General features: G+C 60.9%; 7 protein-coding genes, 1 other RNA gene and 4 pseudogenes. 8 read left to right on the top strand and 4 right to left on the bottom strand.

The genetic code is table 11. The features are described from left to right. The first annotated feature begins 52 nt into the window (after positions 1-52). The 3 genes and pseudogenes from PD885_RS08140 to PD885_RS08130 all read left to right on the top strand — a co-directional run bounded on the left by PD885_RS08140 (position 53) and on the right by PD885_RS08130 (position 4860). Positions 53-1402, top strand: a pseudogene (locus PD885_RS08140) (IS5 family transposase). A 315-nt stretch (positions 1403-1717) separates the two neighbouring features. After that, a complete protein-coding gene (locus PD885_RS08135; protein WP_088056782.1) occupies positions 1718-4495 on the top strand; it encodes an HrpF/NolX family T3SS translocon protein in 2778 nt (925 codons plus the stop codon). A gap of 289 nt (positions 4496-4784) precedes the next feature. Further along, positions 4785-4860: non-coding RNA, sX9 sRNA (locus PD885_RS08130), on the top strand. A gap of 13 nt (positions 4861-4873) precedes the next feature. Here the strand turns inward: PD885_RS08130 and PD885_RS08125 are convergent. The 3 genes and pseudogenes from PD885_RS08125 to PD885_RS08115 all read right to left on the bottom strand — a co-directional run bounded on the left by PD885_RS08125 (position 4874) and on the right by PD885_RS08115 (position 11048). Then, positions 4874-5692 (bottom strand): annotated as a pseudogene (locus PD885_RS08125) (IS5 family transposase). Positions 5693-5745: 53 nt separating this feature from the next. Further along, a pseudogene (locus tag PD885_RS08120) lies at positions 5746-5970 on the bottom strand (hypothetical protein); the annotation flags it as partial. A gap of 68 nt (positions 5971-6038) precedes the next feature. Next, a complete protein-coding gene (locus PD885_RS08115; RefSeq protein WP_002810068.1) occupies positions 6039-11048 on the bottom strand; it encodes an NAD-glutamate dehydrogenase in 5010 nt (1669 codons plus the stop codon). Between the two features lie 275 nt (positions 11049-11323). On the opposite strand from PD885_RS08115, the gene PD885_RS08110 reads away from it, so the two are divergent. The 5 genes and pseudogenes from PD885_RS08110 to PD885_RS08090 form a co-directional block, all read left to right on the top strand. After that, on the top strand, positions 11324-11977 hold the full coding sequence (locus PD885_RS08110) for a TetR/AcrR family transcriptional regulator (protein WP_002810070.1): 654 nt from the start codon (positions 11324-11326) through the stop codon (positions 11975-11977). A 14-nt stretch (positions 11978-11991) separates the two neighbouring features. Continuing rightward, positions 11992-13260 carry an efflux RND transporter periplasmic adaptor subunit gene (locus tag PD885_RS08105; RefSeq protein WP_002810071.1) on the top strand — a complete coding sequence of 423 codons (1269 nt, stop codon included), beginning with the start codon at positions 11992-11994 and terminating at the stop codon, positions 13258-13260. A gap of 12 nt (positions 13261-13272) precedes the next feature. Next, the gene (locus PD885_RS08100; protein WP_002810074.1) at positions 13273-16443 is read left to right on the top strand and encodes a multidrug efflux RND transporter permease subunit; all 3171 of its coding nucleotides are present in this window, start codon (positions 13273-13275) and stop codon (positions 16441-16443) included. A gap of 670 nt (positions 16444-17113) precedes the next feature. Beyond that, entirely contained in the window at positions 17114-19360 is a 2247-nt protein-coding gene (locus tag PD885_RS08095; protein ID WP_159087644.1) for a PAS domain-containing sensor histidine kinase, read from the top strand. 110 nt (positions 19361-19470) lie between these two features. Next, positions 19471-20020: pseudogene (locus PD885_RS08090) on the top strand (transposase); the annotation flags it as partial. A 142-nt stretch (positions 20021-20162) separates the two neighbouring features. Here PD885_RS08090 and PD885_RS08085 read toward each other — a convergent pair. After that, positions 20163-21527 carry an NAD-dependent succinate-semialdehyde dehydrogenase gene (locus tag PD885_RS08085; RefSeq protein ID WP_088056778.1) on the bottom strand — a complete coding sequence of 455 codons (1365 nt, stop codon included), beginning with the start codon at positions 21525-21527 and terminating at the stop codon, positions 20163-20165. Positions 21528-21651: the final 124 nt, after the last annotated feature.

Here is a 21651-nt window from a genome sequence, read left to right as displayed (position 1 = left end):
AGAACTACCAGTGTTCGCTACGCTGAAGGCTGGTTTCTTGCAATTTCCGCCCATGCGTACACGCCGTCCCGCTGCCGAAGACAGACCCGCCGACGAGTTGTTTCGTTCGTGGCTGGAGAACCAGATCGATCTGCGTCATCCGCTGGCGCGGCTGAGCCAACGGATGCCGTGGACGGCGTTGGAGCAAGCACTTTCATCGCGCTTGCCGGCCACCCAGGCCGGTGGCGGTCGGCCGGCATTGCCGGTGCGGCTGATTGCCGGTTTGCTCTACCTCAAACACGCCTACGACCTGTCCGATGAAGCGGTGTGCGAGCGCTGGCTGGAGAGTCCGTACTGGCAGTTCTTCACCGGTGAGGTCGTGTTCCAGACGCGCTTGCCGTGCGATGCCAGCTCGCTGACGCGCTGGCGGTAGCGCCTGGGTGAGGCCGGGATGGAAGAGCTGTTGGCGCACACCATCAACGCCGCGCATGCGATGCAGGCGGTGGACGCACGCGAGTTGCCGCGGGTGATCGTGGACACCACGGTGCAGGAAAAGGCGATCGCCTATCCGACCGACAGCCGTTTGCTGGAGGTGGCACGCAAGAAGCTGATGTTACTGGCCAAGCGGCACGGCATCGGATTGCGGCAGAGCTACGCGCGGCAAGGCCCGGCCCTGAGCCGCAAGGCAGGTCGGTATGCGCATGCGCGCCAGTTCAAGCGGATGCGGCGCGTGCTGCGACGTCAACGCACAGTGCTGGGACGGCTCGTGCGCGACATCCAACGCAAACTCGATCAGGTAAACACCGGCGTGCGCGAGCGCATCGCTGTCTGGCTGGAACGTGCGCAACGGCTGTACACGCAGCGTCCGAAGGACAAACAAAAACTCTACGCATTGCATGCCCCGGAAGTGGAATGCATCGGCAAGGGCAAGGCGCGTCAAGCGTACGAATTCGGCGTCAAGGTCGGCATTGCGGTCACCGCCTGCAAGGGATTGGTCGTGGGTGCGCGCAGCTTCCCGGGCAACCCGTACGACGGCGATACCTTGGCCGAGCAGCTGGAGTAGACACGCGGGTTGCTGCAGGATGTGAGCGTAGAACCGACGGTGGCGATTTGCGTCGCTGCAGGCTGAAAGGTGCACAAGGCCAAGACGCTGACGCGACGGCAATGGCGCTGGATCAAGCGACGGCAGGCGGTGGAGCCGGTGATCGGACATCTGAAAGACGACTGCAGGTTGCGTCGCTGTAGGCTGAAAGGTGCCCAAGGCGATGCGCTGCACGTGCTCGGCTGCGCCGCCGGCTACAACCTGCGCTGGCTGCTGCGCTGGCTGCTGCGCTGGATCGCGTTTTTGCGTGCCTGGATGCGGGCGATGGGATGGTCATCCTTGAGCGCCGTGCCGCTGTCACCGACGGCACTTGACGCTTGAAGGGGATTTTTCAGGGACGACTAAGGACCTTACATCGCCCATCACCGGCGGGCATAACGAGAAGACCTGGTGCGAATACGAGACTTATATCCATGCACTGTCAGCGCTTTCGGAGCTAGTGGCAATCGCTTCACCAACATGAAAAATAACGTGTGGGGCGAGTCAGTTTTTGCGTTTTTTTCGCCAAAATAGTTCGTTGGTACACGCACCCAACGGTCGGATTGGCGAAATTACGCTGGCCGCATAAGAGATGCCCGTGCGGCCGTATGAGCACCCACTTATACGCCGCTGCTCTGTCACCGCGAGGCTGCCTATATGTCGCTTAACACGCTTTCCAACAGAGGCAATACAGGTCTGTTTCTGACCACTCCAACAGATGGTTCGCCGTCCCCGGAGTTGCAGCAGTCTGGTTCCTCCCTGGATGAATCCAACATTTTAGTGGCGATCGACGCCCTCTTTCTCCAGCAGATTTACCGCTTGATCGCGGCCAACTACGGCAACGCACCAGCCGCTCAGCCGAGCAATGAAGCACCGGCCACTCAGCCGAGCAATGAGGCACCAGCCACTCAGCCGAGCGATGAGCACGGCTCCTGGCCGGCACTGCAGAGCCCGTTCGACCCCAAGGACATCAAGGGGTCTGACGCCCCACCCGCTGTGGAGGGTTCCTCGGTTACCTGGGACGGTGGCACGCTTACCCCGCCTGAGCTTCGGATCGTTTCGACACTGAACCAGCATAAGGATCAGATGCCGATCGAGTTCGCCAAGCTCGATGAAAAGATCAACAATCCCTCCACACCTCCCGATCTGAAGAGCGCGCTGCAAGGATTGAAGCAAGACCCGCGTCTGTTCTTTGCCATCGGCTCACAGGGCGACGGCAAATGCGGCGGCAAGATCAAGGCCAAGGACCTCTGGGATTTTGCCGACAATCATCAGCAGGTCACTGATCTAGGCGGGAAAAACGCCGAGTTCAATCCCGAAAAGATCAAGGGATCGACCCCGCCTCCCGCTGCGGAAGGCTCTTCGGTGACCTGGGACGGCGGCACGCTCAATCAGTCCCAGCTTGAGATCGTCTCCACGCTCAATCAGCATCGAGACAATATGCCGATCGAGTTCGCCAAGCTCGACGAAAAGATCAACGATCCGGCCACCCCGCCCGACCTGAAAAAAGCGCTGCAAGGCCTGCAGAAAGATCCTGGCCTGTTCTTCGCCATTGCGGCTCAGGGGCACGGTAAGCACCACGGAGACGACCAAGGCAAGTGCAACGGCAAGCTCATCGCCGCTAATCTCTATGACTTTGCCGACCGCCATTCGCAGGTGACAGCGTTGGGCGGCAAGAACGCGACCTACAATCCGGAAAAGTTGAAGGGATCGACCCCGCCTCCCGCTGTGGACGGCTCATCGGTCACCTGGAACGGCGGAACGCTCACCCAGAATGAATTGGAGACCGTCACCACGCTCGATCGTCACAAGGACAAGCTCCCGATCGCCTGGACCGATCTCGATGCCAAAATCAACGATCCCGCGACACCGCCGGATCTGAAGAAAGCATTGACAGAACTACAAAAAAATCCGCGCCTGTTCTTCGCCATCGGCTCGCAGGGCGATGGCAAGTGTGGCGGCAAGATCAAGGCAGGCGATCTCACCAAGTTCTCGGCCAGCCACTCGCAGGTGGCGGAGTATGGCACCAAGAAAGCCAAGGGCTACACGCAAAACTATGTGGCGTCGGACAGCCCGGACAAGACCGAGCCAACGGTCATGACCGAAAGCGATGCGATGCGCGAACTCTATCGCTACTCGGACTATCTGCCGAAGGATTTAAGCCAGGACGCGTTCAAAGACATAGTCGAAGGCGACAGCAAGACCAAGAAGTCCCCGCCGCAGGTGATCGCTGCTGCACAGTATTTTCGTGAGCACCCGGACAAGTGGAAAGCGCTCGCTGGCGACAAGGAGTCGATGAGCACTGTGGATTTCCTGCAGAAATCCTCATCGTCGATGAATCTGACCGCGCCCGAACTGAAGACGCTCGATACCGTCAACAAGCACCAAGACGCATTCTTCGGTGACGGCAAAGAGGTGACACGCGACAAACTCGACAAGATCGTCAAAGACAAAAAAGCCGACCCCGCAGTTCGCGACGCAGCCAAACAACTACAGGGCGACCCGCTGCTGTTCGGCTTATTGAACAACTCGATCACTGGCTACAAGAAGCCCCACAGCTTCTTCGGCGGTGGCCACGTTGTCGACTCGGGCAAAATCAGCCAGAAGGATTTTCAGCAGTTCTACGATCATATGACGGCGGCCAACAAGACAGTGCAGAAATCGCCCACGCACGCGGCCACATCGCCCGACCAGAAGAGTGCTGCCGCGGACATGTCGATGGGCAAAGCCGATCAACCCGAGATCAAACAGAAAAAAAAGGACATCGGTACCTTCGGCAAGGGATTGCATGAGTTCCTCAAGTTGGACTCTCAGATCCTGGATTGGGCCTCGGTCGCAATCAGTTCACTCAACTTTATCCCCGTGATCGGCGAGGCTGCCGACGCGGTAGCAGTGGCACTTGAGAGCGAAGCGCAGGCAGCAAAGCTTATCGACACCAAACTAACCGGTGGCGACATGTCACTCGCGCTAAAATTAGCTGGCATAAACATGGCCGGGGCAGCGGTGGGTTGCGTCGGTGGACCCACGGCCAGACTCGGAGCCAAGGGGGTAGCCAAGGGGGTAGCCAAGGGGACAGCCGAAGGCTCAGCCAAGGGCTCAGCCAAGGGCTCAGCCAAGGGCTCAGCCAAGGGCTCAGCCAGAGGGACAGCCGAAGGCACAGCCAAGAGGCCAGATGCCAGTGGTTTGCTTAAAGGTTATGTAGTAGGCACTGGCATTAGCAGATCGGTTGAAATCCTCAAAACGCCGGTGCTCGCAGGCTTGGCTTATGAAGAGAAGCGATTGGACGAGGAGGCAAAAAAAGGCGATATCCGCCAGAATATGGAAATCGCGGGCGGAGTGCCGGCGGGGAGACTGACTATCCCGAAGTCGGTTTCGGACAATTTCCAGGCAGACATAAAACAAAACCTCAGAAGTTTGAGGGGGATCCGTAGGTAGTGCTGTTATCGAGCGACGGTCTTGTGCAAGATCGGAAATGCGATCAACGGCATCGCTCATTCACCAGGCAAATGCGGACGGCGAATGTATAGCCTTAACCGGATTTGTAATGATAAGACCCGGTTGCAAGCACCGGCCGCATTTGCCTGACTTCCAGTGCGGTTGAGCTATAGATGGCTGCGATATTCGTCTAGGATCATTGCATAGCGTGAGGTCGTTGAGTATTTAGAGTAGCTAACAAAACTGCTGCGCAGCCGCCAGGCGGACGCGGCCGGTGCTCGGAATCGGCATGAACCACGCGTACACTGCCGTTCCTCCACGCCGTCCGCACCCACCTGGCGGCTGCTCGCTACGTTTTTTTAGCCACTTTAAGAGCGGCTAACAAAACCCAGGAAGAAGCCGTAAGCAGATGATGGAGCAAGCAAGCGAGAGCAACGCCAAGTGGAGATCGATGCGGCGTTCAAAGCGGATGCGCAGTTTGCCCATGCCTGCGAACCAGGCATGGGTGCGCTCGACGACCCAGCGATGACGGCCCAACCGGTCGTTGCGCGCGATCCCCTTGCGTGCGATCCGCGCAATGATGCCGCGCTGCTTGAGGAAGGCGCGACAGCGGTCGATGTCGTAAGCCTTGTCGGCGTGCAATTTGTCTGGCCAACGTCGCAGGCGCCCTGGTTTGCCACCACTGGTTTGCCACCAATTGGCGGCAAGGCGTCGATCAACTCCTCGAACACGACCGAGTCGTGCCGATTGGCGCCGGTGACGCATACCGCCAAGGGGATGCCGTTGCGATCGACGATCAGATGCCGTTTGCTGCCGAGTTTGCCGCGATCGGTCGGGTTCGGCCCGGTATATGGGCCCCCCGGGGGGAGGCTACGCTAGCGGCGTCCAGACTAGCTCGGCTCAGGTCCAGCGTCTGAGCGCGACGTCGCTCGGCCAGCAACACCTGATGCAGACGATGCCACACACCGGCGGCCTGCCAATCACGCAACCGGCGCCAGCAGGTCATGCCGCTGCCGTACCCAGCTCCATAGGCAGGTCTTCCCACGGCACGCCCGTGCGCAGGACATAGATGATGCCGTTGAGGGCTTGCTGATCACTGATACGCGGCCGTCCACCTTTGGGCGAACGCTTCACTTGCGGAATCAGCGGCTCGATGCGCTTCCACAGCGCAATGGGGATCTCTTTGCGACGTGTCATGTCCGCAATTTTGCCACCGGCGAGACAAGATTCAAGGGGGTTTGTTAGACGCTCTAAGTCGTCTCTGAAAAACTCCCTTTCAAGCACCAATCGTCAGCGGTGATCGGTGATCGGTGATCGGTGATCGGTGATCGGTGCTCTAGGGATGCCCATCCCATCGCCCGGATCCAGGCGTGCAAAAACGCGATCCAGCCAATCAGCCAACGCAGGTCGTAGCCCGCGGCGCAGCCAAGTACATGCAGCGCATCGCCTTGGGCGCCCTGCATGAGCAAACAACGACGTGACTGCATCAGCTCAACCATCGTGATGACGAAGCCCAGCTTCGTCATCACCTTGCAACTCGTGCTTACAACCCGTGTGCAGCCAACTGTCCCAGCCGTTGCACTGCAACCGAAACCGTCGGGTAATCGAGCGTCTTCTGCTCGGCCACGTCGGTGAGCATGGACAGGGTGAAGCGCAGGCCGGAATCGTCGCGTGCCAGCCAATTGGCCACTTTGTCCTTGGCGTTGCTGCCGGGCATGGTCAGCACCTGGCCCACCAGCGCACGCTGATGCGCGGCCAGTTCATCGCGCAGCACGCCACGCGCCACCGCGTGCCAGCGGCCGGTGACCTCTAGCGCGTCGATCTGCTCGAACAACCATGGCAGGCGCAGCGCTTCGCCCAGACGGAAATGCAACTTGGACACCTCCACCGGCTTGAGCTTGCGCGTGCGTGCGGTTTCGATGATGTCGAATGCCGGTTCCAGATAGCGCAGTTCGGACAACTGCTGCGCCAAGGCCGGGGTCAAGCCCTTGTCATGCCACTCCTGCACGCTGGCCTCGTACTGGGGGCGCTGCGTGTCGGAGAGCACACCCGAGGCCACGCGGATGTCGTTGAACGGGCCGCGGTAACGCTCCACTGCGGCAGTGATGCCGGGCATCGGGCCGGGGCGGAACAGCAACCACCGCACGAACGAGCGTTGCAGGCGCCAGATCACTTCCAACGCATCGATTTGCACCGACTCGGGCACTTTGCCGTCCAGCGCATCGATCTGCGTCCACAGCGCCCGCGCGTCCAACGTTTCGCGGCTGATGGTATAGGCCTTGGCCACCTCACCGATGCTGCGGCCGGTGTCTTCCTGCATGCGCAGCAGGAAGGTGGCGCCCATGCGGTTAATAGTGGTGTTGGTCACCGCAGTGGCGATGATTTCGCGCTTTAGCCGGTGACGCTCCATCGCATCGGCGTACTTTTTCTGCAGCGGCTTGGGGAAATAGCGCTGCAATTCCTTGGACAGATACGGGTCCTCGGGAATATCCGATTCCAGCAACTGCTGGAACGCCACCAGCTTGGAGTACGACAACAACACCGATAGTTCCGGACGCGACAACCCCTGCCCGCGCGCCTTGCGCGCAGACAGTTCTGCATCGGAGGGCAGGAATTCGATCTGACGATCGAGCAGGCCCTGCAGTTCCAGTGTGCGGATGAAGTGCTGCTTGGAGCCCAGGCGCTTGACGCTCATCCGCTCCATCAGACTGATCGCCTGGTTCTGCCGATAGTTGTCCCACAACACAAGATCGGCCACTTCGTCGGTCATCGACGCCAGCAGCGTGTTACGCGCGTCGTAGGTGAGCTTCTTGGCCTGCACCATATCGTTGAGCAGGATCTTGATGTTCACCTCGTGATCGGAGGTGTCCACACCAGCGGAGTTATCGATGAAGTCGGTGTTGAGCAGCACACCGGTCTGCGCAGCTTCGATACGACCGAGCTGGGTCAGGCCCAGATTGCCGCCCTCGCCCACCACCTTGCAGCGCAACTCGCCGCCATTGACGCGCAGACCGTTGTTGGCGCGATCGCCCACGTCGCCATGCGATTCACTAGACGCTTTGACGTAGGTGCCGATGCCGCCATTCCAGAACAGATCTACCGGCGCCTTGAGGATGGCGTTCATCAGCGCGTTGGGCGAGAGCTGCTTGACGTTGGATTCCAGACCCAACGCCGCGCGCACCGGCGCACTGATGTCGATCGACTTCAAAGTGCGCGGGTAGATGCCGCCACCTGCGCTGATCAGCTTGGCCTCGTAATCGGCCCAACTGGAACGCGGCAGCTTGAACAGACGCTCGCGCTCGGCGAAAGATGCAGCTGCATCCGGGTTCGGGTCGAGGAAGATATGCCGATGGTCGAACGCGGCCAGCAGGCGGATATGCCGCGACAACAGCATGCCGTTGCCGAACACATCGCCTGACATGTCGCCGATCCCGGCTACGCTGAAGTCCTGGCTCTGGCAATCGCGCCCTATCGCACGGAAGTGGCGCTTGACCGACTCCCACGCACCGCGCGCCGTAATGCCCATGCCCTTGTGGTCGTAACCAACCGAGCCGCCGGAAGCGAACGCATCGCCCAGCCAGAAGCCGTGATCCAGCGCCAACCCGTTGGCGATATCGGAGAACGTCGCAGTGCCCTTATCGGCCGCGACTACCAGATACGGGTCGTCCTGGTCGTGGCGCACCACCTGCGGCGGCGGCACGATCTTGCCGCCGACGATGTTGTCGGTGATGTCGAGCAGGCCCTGGATAAACAGCTTGTAGCAGGCGATGCCTTCGGCCTGGATCGCATCGCGGTCGCTGCCCACCGGCGAGCGCTTGACGTAGAAGCCGCCCTTGGCGCCGACCGGCACGATGACGGTGTTCTTGACCATCTGCGCCTTGACCAGGCCCAGCACCTCGGTGCGGAAATCTTCGCGACGGTCCGACCAGCGCAGGCCACCGCGCGCCACCGCGCCGAAGCGCAGATGTACGCCTTCTACACGTGGTCCGTAAACAAAGATTTCGCGGTACGGACGCGGCTTGGGCAGGTCCGGAACGATCGACGAATCCAGCTTGAAGCTGATGCAATGGCGGTATTTGCCGTTCTTGTCGGTCTGGTAATAGCTGGTGCGCAGCGTCGCATCGATCACATCGATGAAACTGCGCAAGATGCGGTCCTCGTCCAGGCTGGAGACGCGATCCATCAACTTCAACAATGCGGCGCGGGTAGCCTCCTGCTGCGCATCGCGATCCCCGCCGCGTGCCTGCAACGCCGGCTCCAGCGCCTTGAGGCTCGCTTCGTCGCCACCTGCCAGCGCAGACAACTCTTCGCGCAGACGCTCCTGCCCGGCGAAGATCTGCGCCTTGGTTTCGTTTCCGGTAGATGGGTCGAAGCGTGCTTCGAACAATTCCACCAACAAGCGTGCCAGCAGCGGATAACGGGTAAATGTGGCTTCGACATACGCCTGCGAAAACGGTACCGCCGTCTGCAGCAGATACTTGCAATAGCCGCGCAGCAGCGCGACCTGGCGCCAATGCAGGCCGGCGGCCAGGATCAGACGGTTGAAGCCGTCGTTCTCGGCATCGCCGTTCCAAATGCGCTCGAACGCTTCGCCGAAGCTTGCATCGGCATTGGCCGCATTGATCTTGCCGGACGTCGATTCGACCTCGAAATCCTGAATATAGACCGGCGTTTCGCCCACCTGCAGCCGATATGGCCGCTCGGAGATCACGCGCAAGCCCATGTTCTCCATCATCGGCATCGCATCCGACAACGAGATGTCGTCGAGCTGGCGATACAGCTTCAAGCGCAAGCCTTTACCGGCGTCCAGGCGCACGCCATCGTCGCGACGGATTTCCTGCAGGCTCAGATGCAGATCGTCCGGGCCATCCAGCGCGGCCAGATGTTCGACGTCGGACACCGCCGATTCGATTGACGAATCTTCGATATAGCCAGCCGGCAACGCACGACCGAAGTTGGCGGCCAGGCGCAGACCGTTGGCCTCGCCATGCCGCGCCACCAGCGCTTCGCGCAAGGCATCGCGCCAGTTGCGCAGCAGATGCGCCAGGCGCGATTCGAGTTCGGTGGTGTCGAATTCCAGCGCCTCGCCGCTCTTTGGGCGCACGATCAGATGCAGCTGCGCCAGCGGCGATTCGCCCAGCACCACGCTGGAGTCGATGTACTCGCCGTGCAGGGCGTCCTTCAACAGGGCTTCGATGCGCAGCCGCACATCGGTGTTGAAACGCTCGCGCGGGATATAGACCAGCGCCGAGATAAAACGGCTGTACTTGTCGCAACGCAGGAACATGCGGCTACGCACACGCTCCTGCAAACCAAGAATGCCGATCGCGGTGCGATACAGCTCTTCTTCGTTGGATTGGAACAGCTCCTCGCGCGGCAGCGTTTCAAGAATGTGGCTTAGCGCTTTGCCGCTATGGCTGTTCGGGGTCAGCCCGGACTTGCTCATCACGTATTCGTGGCGCTGACGCACCAGCGGAATTTCCCACGGACGGCGGTTGTAGGCGCTGGAGGTGAACAGACCCAGGAAGCGCTGCTCGCCGACAATGCGGCCCTTGGCATCGAATTCCAGAACGCCGATGTAATCCATATAGCCAACGCGATGCACGCGCGAACGTGCATTGGTCTTGGTCAGAATCAGCGCGTCCTTGAGCTTGGCCGAGGTGTTCAAGCCATGCGCCGCCAGCGTGGTCACCGGGCGCGCCGGCGAGGTGTCGTGGCCGCGCATCAAGCCCAGGCCGGTTTCTTCTACCGGCGCCAGCATATCCTGGCCGTCCTGCTTTTCCACGCGGTATTCGCGATAGCCGAAGAAAGTGAAGTGGTCGGCCGCCGCCCAGCGCAGGAATTCCTGCGCCTCGTGGCGGCTGATGTCATCCATCGGCAAGCGGCGGGTGGCCAGGTCGTCGGCCAGCATCACCATCTTTTCGCGCATCGACGCCCAGTCGTGCACGATGGCGCGCACCTCGGCCAGCACCTGGCGCACCGCCGCTTCCACCTTGGGCATTTCTTCGGGCGGCTGGCGGTCGATCTCCAGCACCATCAGCGATTCGCTCTTGCCCTCGCCGACTGCGGTCAGCTTGCCCGCCTTGTCGCGCGCGATGCGCAGCACCGGGTGGCCAAGCACGTGCACGCCGATGCCCAGATTGGACAACGTCATGCTTACCGAATCGACCAGGAACGGCATGTCATCGTTGACGATCTGCAGCAGCGTGTGCGGCGACTCGTAGCCTTGGCTCTTCAAGGTCGGGTTGAACACCCGTACGTTGACCGTGCCGGCCTTGCGCGTACGCGCAAATTCCAACATGTCGGCCACCAGCGCCGCCCACTGCTCCGGCGGATGGTTGGGAAACTCGTCTTCTTCCATACGCCGGTAAAAGTCGGCCGCAAACAGCTGCACTTCGGACTGTCGGGCAGCCGGGTAGCGTTTACGCAAGGCCGCAAACACCCGCTCCAGGGTGACCGCCTGCGGTTCGGTGGCAAGCACGGGGACTGCACGTTCGGCGACTGGTTTGACCGGCGTCGTGGGCGATTTCGAAGCGGCTTTCTTGGCTGTCATGAGAGAGCTAGGATGCTCGGTGGAAAACCTCAATTGTACCGGTGCCACGACAGCGCAGTGCTGCATAGCGCAAACGCTCAGCCCGCTGCCGGCCTGGACACTGGGCAAAAGCTTTACCGCTATGCAGTGCCTCTACCGAGGTCGCTTGGTGCTGCAGATGGATCGCCATAACCGGAAAAGTCTGGCCGGATGCTTGGCATTTAAGGGGTTGTACAGACCGAACCGGGATCGTCAAACCTGTTTAAAAACTAAACTGGACGGTATAGTCTACCGCCATGACTGATCGCTCCCACCGTGCTGCCCGGCGCGCAGACTGCGACCGCCGCATCCATGCGGCGGTGCACGCATTGCTTGCCGAGCGCGGCATGCGGCTGAGCATGGATGCGGTGGCCGAGCGTGCCGGCTGTTCCAAGCAGACGCTCTACAGTTATTACGGGTGTAAAGAAAACTTGCTGCGCGGCGTGCTCCAGGGTCACGCGCATCTGGCCACGGTGCCGTTAGCCACCGTCTCGGACGATCTGCGCGGGGATCTGCTGGCATTTGCGCTGGCCCATCTTGACCGACTCAATCACCCCGATGTGTTACAGATCTGCCGTCTGGTCGAAGCGGAATCGCACCGGTTCCCCGATCAGTCGCAGCAGATCTTCCACCACGGCGTAGTCTGCATGCAGCAGCGCCTGGCGCAGCGCTTTGAATGGGCGATCGAAGCCGGCCAGCTGCGCCGTGACGATCCGCACTTCATGGCCGAGCTGCTGCTGAGCATGATCGTCGGGCTGGATTTCGATCGCCAACGGTTTCAGGTTCCCCATCGTTCCGGCCTTCCCGCCAGGCAGCAGTGGGCGCAGTTCGCTGTCGACACCTTCTTGCGTGCGTTCGCTGCTGCTGCGCCTACGTTGGTCCCGCTTTCTCGTCTCACTTCAAGACCCTAACGGAGTTCATCCTAATGATTGCCCCACTCCGCATATTCGGCCTGGCCTGTGCCATCACTGTGGCGCTCGCTGCCTGCAGCAAGCCCGAACAACAGCAGGCTCCGCCGCCGCCGGAAGTGTCGGTGCTGGAAATGAAGCCGCAGACGCTGCCGCTGGAACGCGGCCTGGTCGGCCGCCTGTCGGCGTTCCGCTCGGCCGACGTGCGTGCGCGCGTGGACGGCGTACTGCTCAAGCGCCTATACACCGAAGGTACCGAAGTCAAGCAAGGCCAGCGGCTGTTCGAGATCGACCCGGCGCCGCTGAAGGCCACGCTGCTGCAGGCGCAGGGCCAGTTGGCCGCCGCAGAGGCGACCTATGCCAACGCCAAAATCGCCGCGACGCGTGCGCGCAGCCTGGCGCCGCAGCAATACGTCTCGCGCGCCGACATCGACACCGCCGAAGCTAACGAGCGCTCGTCCAGTGCGAACGTGCAGCAGGCGCGTGGCACGGTCGAGTCCGCCCGCATCCAGCTCGGTTTTGCCAGCGTCACCTCGCCCATCACCGGCCGTGCCGGAATCCAGCGCGTGACCGAGGGCGCCCTGGTCGGCTCCGGTGAATCCACCTTGCTGACCACGGTCGATCAGATCGACCCGCTTTACGTGAATTTCGCCATGAGCAGCGAAGAGCTGGCCGCGATGCGGCAAGCGCAGACCAGCGGCAACGTGAAGCTCAGTGGCGACGGCAAGTCCACCATCAACGTGGAACTGGGCAACGGCACGCAGTACCCGCACCCCGGCACGCTGGACGTCTCTGCAGTGACGGTGGACCCGAGCACGGGTGCGGTGTCGCTACGCGCCACCCTGCCCAATCCGGAACAGGTATTGCTGCCGGGCGCATTCGTGACCTTCAAGGCCAGCCTGGGCCAGCGCAATAATGCCTATTTGGTCCCGCAGCAGGCGGTGCAGCGCGATGCCATCGGCGCCTACGCGCTGGTGCTGGGCAAGGACGGCAACGTGGTGCGCAAGAATCTCACCGTCGATGGCCAGCAGAAGGGCCAGTGGATCGTGACCGGCGGCGTGGCTCCGGGCGACCAGGTCATCGTCGATGGCGTGCAGAAGGCCAAGGAAGGGCAGCCGGCCAAGGGCGTGCCGTGGAATCCGAACAAGCCGGCGCAAGGCGGCCAGCCGGGTGCACCGAACACGGCTCCGGCAGCAGGTCAGGCCGGGAACGCGCAGGCCGCGCAGCAACAGCCCAAGCAGGATGCGGCAGCGCAGCCGGCCAACTCCCAGTCCAAGCAGCAGTGACGGAACCCGGACATGCCTAAATTTTTTATCGAACACCCGATCTTTGCCTGGGTGGTGGCGATCCTGATCTCGCTTGCGGGCGTGATCTCGATCCTGAATCTGGGTATCGAGTCCTACCCGACGATCGCCCCGCCGCAGGTCACCGTCACCGCCAACTTTCCTGGCGCCAGCGCCGATACCGCCGAAAAAGCGGTCACCCAGGTCATCGAGCAGCAGCTGACCGGTATCGACCATCTGCTGTACTTCAACTCGTCGTCGGCTGCCAACGGCCGCGTGACCATCACGCTGACCTTCGAAACCGGCACCGATGCGGATATCGCGCAGGTGCAGGTGCAGAACAAGGTGTCGCTGGCCACACCGCGCCTGCCGTCGGAAGTCACCCAGCAGGGTGTAGTGGTGGCCAAGGCCAACGCCGGCTTCCTGATGGTGGCCGCGCTGCGCTCGGACAACCCGTCGATCGACCGCGACGCGCTCAACGACATCGTCGGTTCGCGCGTGCTCGAGCAGATCTCGCGCGTACCCGGCGTGGGCAGCACCAACCAGTTCGGCGCCGAGTACGCGATGAACATCTGGTTGAACCCGGAGAAGCTGCAGGGCTACAACCTGTCGGCCACACAGGTGCTGACTGCGATACGTAACCAGAACGTGCAGTTCGCCGCCGGTTCGGTCGGTGCCGACCCGACGCCCGAAGGCATCAGCTTCACCGCCACGGTCTCGGCAGAAGGGCGCTTCAGCTCGCCGGACCAGTTCGAGAACATCATCCTACGCACCAACGGCAACGGCGCCACGGTGCGGTTGAAGGATGTCGCACGCGTCACCGTCGGGCCGAGCAATTACGGCTTCGATACCCGATACAACGGCAAGCCGACCGGTGCGTTTGGTATCCAGCTGTTGCCGGGCGCCAACGCACTGAACGTGTCCGAGGCGGTCGGCGCCAAGCTTGACGAACTGCAGCCGACCTTCCCGCAGGGCGTGACCTGGTTCGCGCCGTACGAATCGACCACTTTCGTGCGCATCTCCATCAAGGAAGTGATTCACACGCTGGTGGAAGCCATCGTGCTGGTGTTCCTTGTGATGCTGCTGTTCCTGCAGAACTTCCGCGCCACCGTGATCCCCACGCTGGTGATTCCGGTCGCGCTGCTGGGTACGTTCTTCGGCATGTACTTGATCGGCTTCACCATCAACCAGCTGACGCTGTTTGCGATGGTGCTGGCGATCGGCATCGTGGTGGATGACGCGATCGTGGTCATCGAGAACGTCGAACGAATTATGAGCGAGGAGCACCTAGAGCCGAAGACGGCCACGCAGAAGGCGATGACCCAGATCACCGGCGCGGTGGTGGCCATCACCGTTGTGCTGGCGGCAGTGTTCATTCCTTCCTCGCTGCAACCCGGCGCCTCCGGCGCGATCTACAAGCAGTTCGCGCTGACCATCGCCATGTCGATGGGCTTCTCTGCGTTCCTGGCGTTGAGCTTCACCCCGGCCTTGTGCGGCGCGTTCCTGAAGTCGACCCATTCGACCAAGAAGAATTGGGTTTACCGCACCTTCGACAAGTACTACGACAAGTTAGCGCATCGCTATATCGGCGTGGTCGGCCACACCCTCAAGCGCTCGCCGCCTTGGATGATCGTATTCGTGGTGCTGGTGGCACTGTGCGGTTTCCTGTTTACGCGCATGCCGGGCAGCTTTCTGCCGGCAGAAGACCAAGGCTTCGCCGTGGCTATCGTGCAGCTGCCGCCGGGCGCGACCAAGATCCGGACCAACGAAGCGTTCGCGCAGATGCGTGCGGTGCTGGAGAAGCAGCCGGCCGTGGAAGGCGTGTTGCAGATCGCCGGTTTCAGCTTCCTTGGCTCGGGCGAAAACGTCGGCATGGGCTTCATCCGGCTCAAGCCGTGGGAAGAGCGCGACGTCACTGCAGAGCAGCTGATCCAGCAACTCAACGGTGCTTTCTACGGCATCAAGAGTGCGCAGATCTTCGTGGTCAACTTGCCCACCGTGCAGGGCCTGGGCCAGTTTGGCGGCTTCGACATGTGGCTGCAGGACCGTTCCGGTGCGGGCCAGGAAGCGTTGACCCAGGCGCGCAACATCGTGCTCGGCAAGGCAGCGGAAAAGCAGGACACCCTGACGGGCGTGCGCCCGAACGGCCTGGAAAACTCGCCGCAGCTGCAGTTGCACGTGGACCGCGTGCAGGCACAATCGATGGGCCTGGACGTCAGCGACATCTACAGTTCGATCCAGCTGATGTTGGCGCCTGTCTACGTCAACGACTACTTCTCCGAAGGCCGCATCAAGCGCGTCAACATCCGTGCCGACGACCAGTTCCGTACCGGCCCCGAGTCGCTGCGCAGCTTCTTCAGCCCCAGCGCCACGGCCACCGGTGCCGATGGTCAGCCGGGGATGATTCCGCTGAGCAATGTGGTCAAGGCCGAATGGACCTACGCCTCGCCGGCACTGAATCGCTACAACGGCTATTCAGCGGTGAACATCGTCGGCAACCCGGCCCCGGGCGGCAGCTCCGGCCAGGCGATGACCGCGATGGAAGAAATCGTCAATAACGATCTGCCGCCGGGCTTCGGTTTCGACTGGAGCGGCATGTCGTACCAGGAGATTATTGCCGGTAATGCGGCCACGCTGTTGCTGGCGTTGTCAGTGATGGTGGTGTTCCTCTGCCTGGCCGCGCTGTACGAGAGCTGGTCGATTCCGGTCGCGGTGCTGATGGTGGTGCCGATCGGTGTGCTGGGTGCAATCACTTTCTCGATGCTGCGTGGCCTGCCGAACGATTTGTACTTCAAGATCGGCATGATCACGGTCATTGGTCTGGCGGCGAAGAACGCGATCTTGATCGTGGAGTTCGCGGTAGAGCAGCGGGCGGCTGGCAAGACTCTGCGCGAGGCGACATTAGAAGCGGCGCATCTGCGTTTCCGTCCGATTCTGATGACCTCGTTTGCCTTCATCTTGGGTGTTTTGCCTCTGGCCATCTCGACCGGTGCCGGCGCCAACTCGCGTCACTCCATCGGTACCGGCGTGATCGGCGGCATGCTGTTCGCCACGGTACTGGGCGTGATCTTCATCCCACTGTTCTTCGTGGTGGTGCGCCGCATGCTGGGCGACAAACTGGACGAACAATCCAAGCAATACCTGGCCAACCAGGGCGACGCCGGAAGCCATCGTCCGGATCGCTGAGTCAGGCGTTGTTTGCAAACCGAAAAGCCCGGCAATGCGGTAATGCTGTTCACTTAAGGCACCGCTGATCGAGTTGTTGCATCAGCCAGACGATATGGCCGGATGGCGCACTTGATCAGCGGTGCTTTGAGCTCCAGCCGGCTTTCACCGACAGCTTCACGAGCCGACTTCCTGCACATTTGAAGGCAACCACCGGCTCGGCTTCGCCTGTGCTCGGCAAAAACAGTCGCGTCGCGTGCCCGACCATCGATCAAGGAGGATTTTTGATGGGTATTTCATCAATGCTGCGCAGGACTATGCAAAGCGGTGGATGGCAGCATGCGCTGTGTCCAACGATAAATTGCTCTCAATCAACGCAACATGGGTTGCAGTGGACGCTGCTTAGCGCACCAGTGAGTGACAACAAATTGCTACCCGTCCAGGGCTTATGTCATCGACGTGATTGTGGAGATTGCCAACCGAAGCTTGTGCGCCAAGCCCATCCATTCGAAGTGAGCCTACAAGCGCTGAAGAGCGGTGTAGTAAACGTGAGCGACGGCTTGACTGTTTGATCACTTATGCGCGCAAAACGCTTTTATCACGGATGCCAGCGCACATTGCTCATTGGTCGATGAGTGAGCTGAAGTAATGTTGGCATCAAGAATTTCTTCGTTTCATTGCGGATATGGCAATGCATTCTTCGAATGACGCTTGGCCATTTGCCAGTGGCGAAATGGCAGAGCGCGTGCGACAGCTTGATTGGTCGAAGACTCCATTGGGCGCTAGCGACCGTTGGCCGCAATGCCTACGCACAGCGGTAGATATCACCCTCGGCCTGCCCACTCCAGCAACGCTTCTGTGGGGTGAAAAACATTGTCAGATCTACAACGACGCGTATATCGCTATTGCGGGCCATCGGCACCCTACCCTGCTCGGCTGCCCTGTTGCACAAGGGTGGCCGGACGCCCATGAAGACGTTGTTGTCCCGTTGATCAGGCAAATCCATGCGGATGTGCCTGCGTTACTCAACAGTTATCCCGTTCTTCTTAGCGGCCCTGACGGAACGTCTAGCACGCATGTCTTCGATACATCGTTTTCTCCTGTCCGCAATGAAACAGGCGCTATTGCAGGCATTCTTCAGCTGTTGAAGGAAGTCAGCGATCGAGAGCATGCACAATTGGCGCTGCGGCAAAGCGAGGCACGTTTCCGCGCGTTGGTCACAACCGGAAGTCAGATGGTCTATCGCATGAGCTCCGATTGGAAATTGATGTTTCAACTTGATGGACAAGGCACGCTTGCGGACACAGGTACACCCTTGGATTCATGGGCAAAAAAATACCTGCTCCCAGAGGATCACGCAGAAGTTTTCGGCGCAATCAACGCAGCGATCTCATCGAAATCGCCTTTCAATAAAGAACATCGCGTCGTGCATTCCGACGGCACAGTCGGCTGGGCTCTCTCCCACGCAGTCCCTCTTTGCGATGCTGATGGGCAGATCCTTGAGTGGGTCGGCGTGGGCCGCGATGTCAGCGAACGCCGCAAAGCCGACATCGCGTTACGCGAAAGCGAAGAGCGCCTTCGGCAGTTTGGTGAAGCGTCGCAGGACATTCTTTGGATCCGTGATGCAGAGAGCTTGCAACTGGTATATCTCACGCCAGCGTTTGAAGCGATCTATGGGCTGAGTAGAAGCACAGCCTTCAGTGGAGACAGCTATCGCGACTGGATTGACCTCATCGTTCCCGAAGATCGAGAGCGGGCAACCGATGCCATCCGCAAGGTGCGTAATGGACAACATATGAAAGTGGAATATCGGGTGATACGGCCGAGCGACGGCGCCGTCCGCTGGCTTCGCAACACCGACTTTCCCATCGGCGACCAGCACGGCAATGTCGTGATGATCGGTGGTATCGGCCACGACTTCACCGAGGCACGCCACACCCAGCTTCGTCTTCAAACGCTGGTTGAAGGCATACCGCAGTTGGTGTGGCGCGCGAAGGATGGCGGCGCATGGACATGGGCCAGCACCCAGTGGATGAACTTTACTGGGCAGCAGGCCTGCGAAGCGGAGGGCAATGGATGGCTCGCTGCGCTACATCCGGACGACAGAGCAACTGCTGCGGAAGCTTGGCATCACGCAACAAGGACCGGCGCGCTCAGCACCGAGTTCCGAATCCGCTGCCAGGAAACTGGCGACTACCGATGGTTTCAGACGCGGGCAGCACCGGTCAGGAGCCACGAAGGAACAGTCGTTGAGTGGCTAGGCACCTCAACCGATGTCCATGATTTACGTGAGCTACAAGAGCATCAAAAGGTGCTCGTGGGGGAGCTGCAACATCGCACTCGGAACCTGGTCGCCGTTGTCCGATCGATCGCGGACAAGACGCTGCGCCATAGCCAGGACCTGTCCGAGTTTGGAGACGTGTTCAGCGACCGACTGGAGGCCCTTGCACGTGTTCAAGGACTGCTATCAAAGCTGAGCGAGCATGATCGCGTCCATTTCGATGAGCTCATTCGTAGTGAGCTCGAAGCACTTCACGGCAACTTCGAACAGATTTCCTTACAGGGTCCAAGTGGCATCCGCCTTCGCTCGTCCACTGTACAGGTGCTCGCAATGGCGCTGCACGAGCTCGCCACAAACGCCTTGAAATACGGTGCGCTCTGCCAGGTTGGCGCTCGTCTCGATATCCATTGGTCAGTCACTGAAACCAAGGACCAAGCCCCATGGCTGCACATTGAGTGGCAAGAAAGTGGAGTCTCGATGCAATCGAGCGAGTCGGCCACGCCAAGCGGTGGCCACGGCCGCGAATTGATTGAAAGAGCCATGCCCTATCAGCTCAATGCTAAAACAACCTATGCGTTGGGACCCGGTGGTGTGCGTTGTACGATTTCAATTCCCGTGTCCAAGCACCGCCTTGATGAGGCGTCAGCTGCTTGCTAAAGGCTAACGACCGCCGGGCCAGACCGCTCTCAAAGGAGATCTGTTCTGGAGGCTCACGGCAACGGCATCGCGATACCAAGGCGAGCCGCTGGTATCCAGGGCCAGCCCTCATTTCCGATGAAGCGGTCTGCGAACGATGGCTGGAAAATCCGTACTGGCAGTTTTTCACTGGCGAGGTCGTTTTCCGGACGCGTTTGCCGTGCGATCCGAGCTCGCTGACACGCTGGCGGCAGCGCTTGGGTAAGGCCGGGATGGAAGAGCTGCTAGCGCACACGATCAATACCGCCCATGCGATGAAGGCGGTGGACGCAAGCCAGTTCATGCGGATGCGGTGCATGCTGCGACGTCAAAGCACAGTGCTGGGACGAGTGTTGCGCAACATCAAACGCAAGCTCGATCAGGTAGACACCGGCGTGCGCGAGCGCATCGCTGTCTGGTTGCAGCGCGCACAACAGGTGCATGCGCCACGTCCCAAACACAAGCGAAAAATCGACGCATTGCAGCACGCGCCGAAAGTGGACTGCATTGGCAAGGGCAAAGCGCGTCAGCCGTACGCATTCGGCGTCAAGGTCAAGATTGCGGTGAGCGCCTGCAAGGCGCTCGATCGTGGGAGTGCGCAGTTTTCCGGGCAACCCGTATGACGGGAACACCTTGGCCGATTCAAGCTGCAGTTGCGCAGGATCCGGGAGCAGGGCCTGAGCGTGGCGCAGTTATGCCGCAACCAGGACTTGCTTGATAGCGCCGTGCGGCGGTGGCTGGAGCTTCTGCGCATTGCAAATTCCGCAATTCCCAATCCCAGCCGTCAGGCGATATAGATCGTCTTGATGTTCATGAACTCGTGGATGCCATGCTCGGCCAATTCGCGGCCGAACCCTGAGCGCTTAATGCCACCGAATGGTAGCCGCACGTCGCTCTTCACCACAGAATTGACGAAGGCTGCACCGCATTGCAACTGCTGCGCCACGCGCTCGCCGCGTTTGGCGTCTGCCGTCCATACGCTGCCGCCCAGACCGAAGGTGGTGTCGTTGGCCACGCGTACCGCTTCCGCTTGGTCCGCTACACGAATGACCGAGGCGACCGGGCCGAACAACTCTTCGTCGTAAGCCGGCATGCCGGGGGCAACCTGGTCGAGAATGGTGGCCGGATAGCCGGCGTGTGAGCCCGGAACCGGTTCACCACCGAGCAGCACCTTTGCGCCTTTTTCCACGCTGGCCTGCACCTGCTTGTGCAGTTCCTCGCGCAGATCGGCCCGTGCCATCGGCGCCAGTGTGGCGCCGTCTTGTTGCGGGTCGCCGAGCACGCGCTTGGACGCGGCGGCGACGAAGCGTTCGATGAATTGATCGGCGATCGCGTCCACCACGATGAAGCGCTTGGCGGCGATGCAGGTCTGCCCACTGTTGTCGAAGCGCGACTGCACCGCGCACTGCACGGCGTACTCCAGATCGGCATCTTCCAACACCACGAAGGCATCGCTGCCGCCGAGTTCCATGACGCACTTCTTCAACTGATCGCCAGCATTTGCAGCCAGCGAGCGGCCAGCGCATTCGCTGCCGGTCAGCGTCACTGCGGCAATGCGACCGTCGCGCAACACACCGGCGGCCTGGTCGTTGTCGATATGCAGAACGTCGAATACGCCGGGCGCAATGCCGGCGGCATCCAGCACCTCCTTCATCGCATCGGCGCAGCGCGGCACATTGCTGGCGTGCTTGAGCAGCGCAACATTGCCGGCCATCAAGGCCGGGGCGAGAAATCGGAATGCCTGCCATAGCGGGAAATTCCACGGCATCACCGCGAACACGCAGCCCAGCGGCTCGTAACGCACATAGCTGGATTGCGCTTCGGTTGGGATGTCGCGCGGCACCAGATAGTCGGCCGCATGCTCGGCGTAATAGCTGCAGCCCTGCGCGCACTTGTCGATCTCGGCCAGCGCCTCGTGGCGCAGCTTGCCCATCTCGGCGGTCATGATGCGCTGAAGGTCGTCGCGTCGCTTGGTCAGCTCTTCGCCGACCCGGTGCAGCAGCGCGCCCCGCTCGGCTAACGGTAGTGCTGCCCAGTTGGGGAATGCGTTCGCGGAGGCCGCCAGACGCACTTCGATGGCGGCGGTGTCCAGGGTTTGCTGGGTGTGCTCGACCTGGCCGTTGGCCGGGTTGACGGTGTCGTAGGGCATGACGGTCTCCTGTTACAGGCTCGCCATGCTAGTGGCCGGGGAGTTGCAGCTGCGTCACAACCGCTTCAACTCTGTGCAACGCTGTGTTTACTTGCAGCGCGACCAGACGTCGCAATGACCAGCG

It is taken from the genome of Xanthomonas fragariae (genome assembly GCF_900183975.1).
In the GTDB taxonomy this organism is placed as follows: domain Bacteria; phylum Pseudomonadota; class Gammaproteobacteria; order Xanthomonadales; family Xanthomonadaceae; genus Xanthomonas; species Xanthomonas fragariae.
This window is presented reverse-complemented; position numbering and strand designations above follow the sequence as displayed.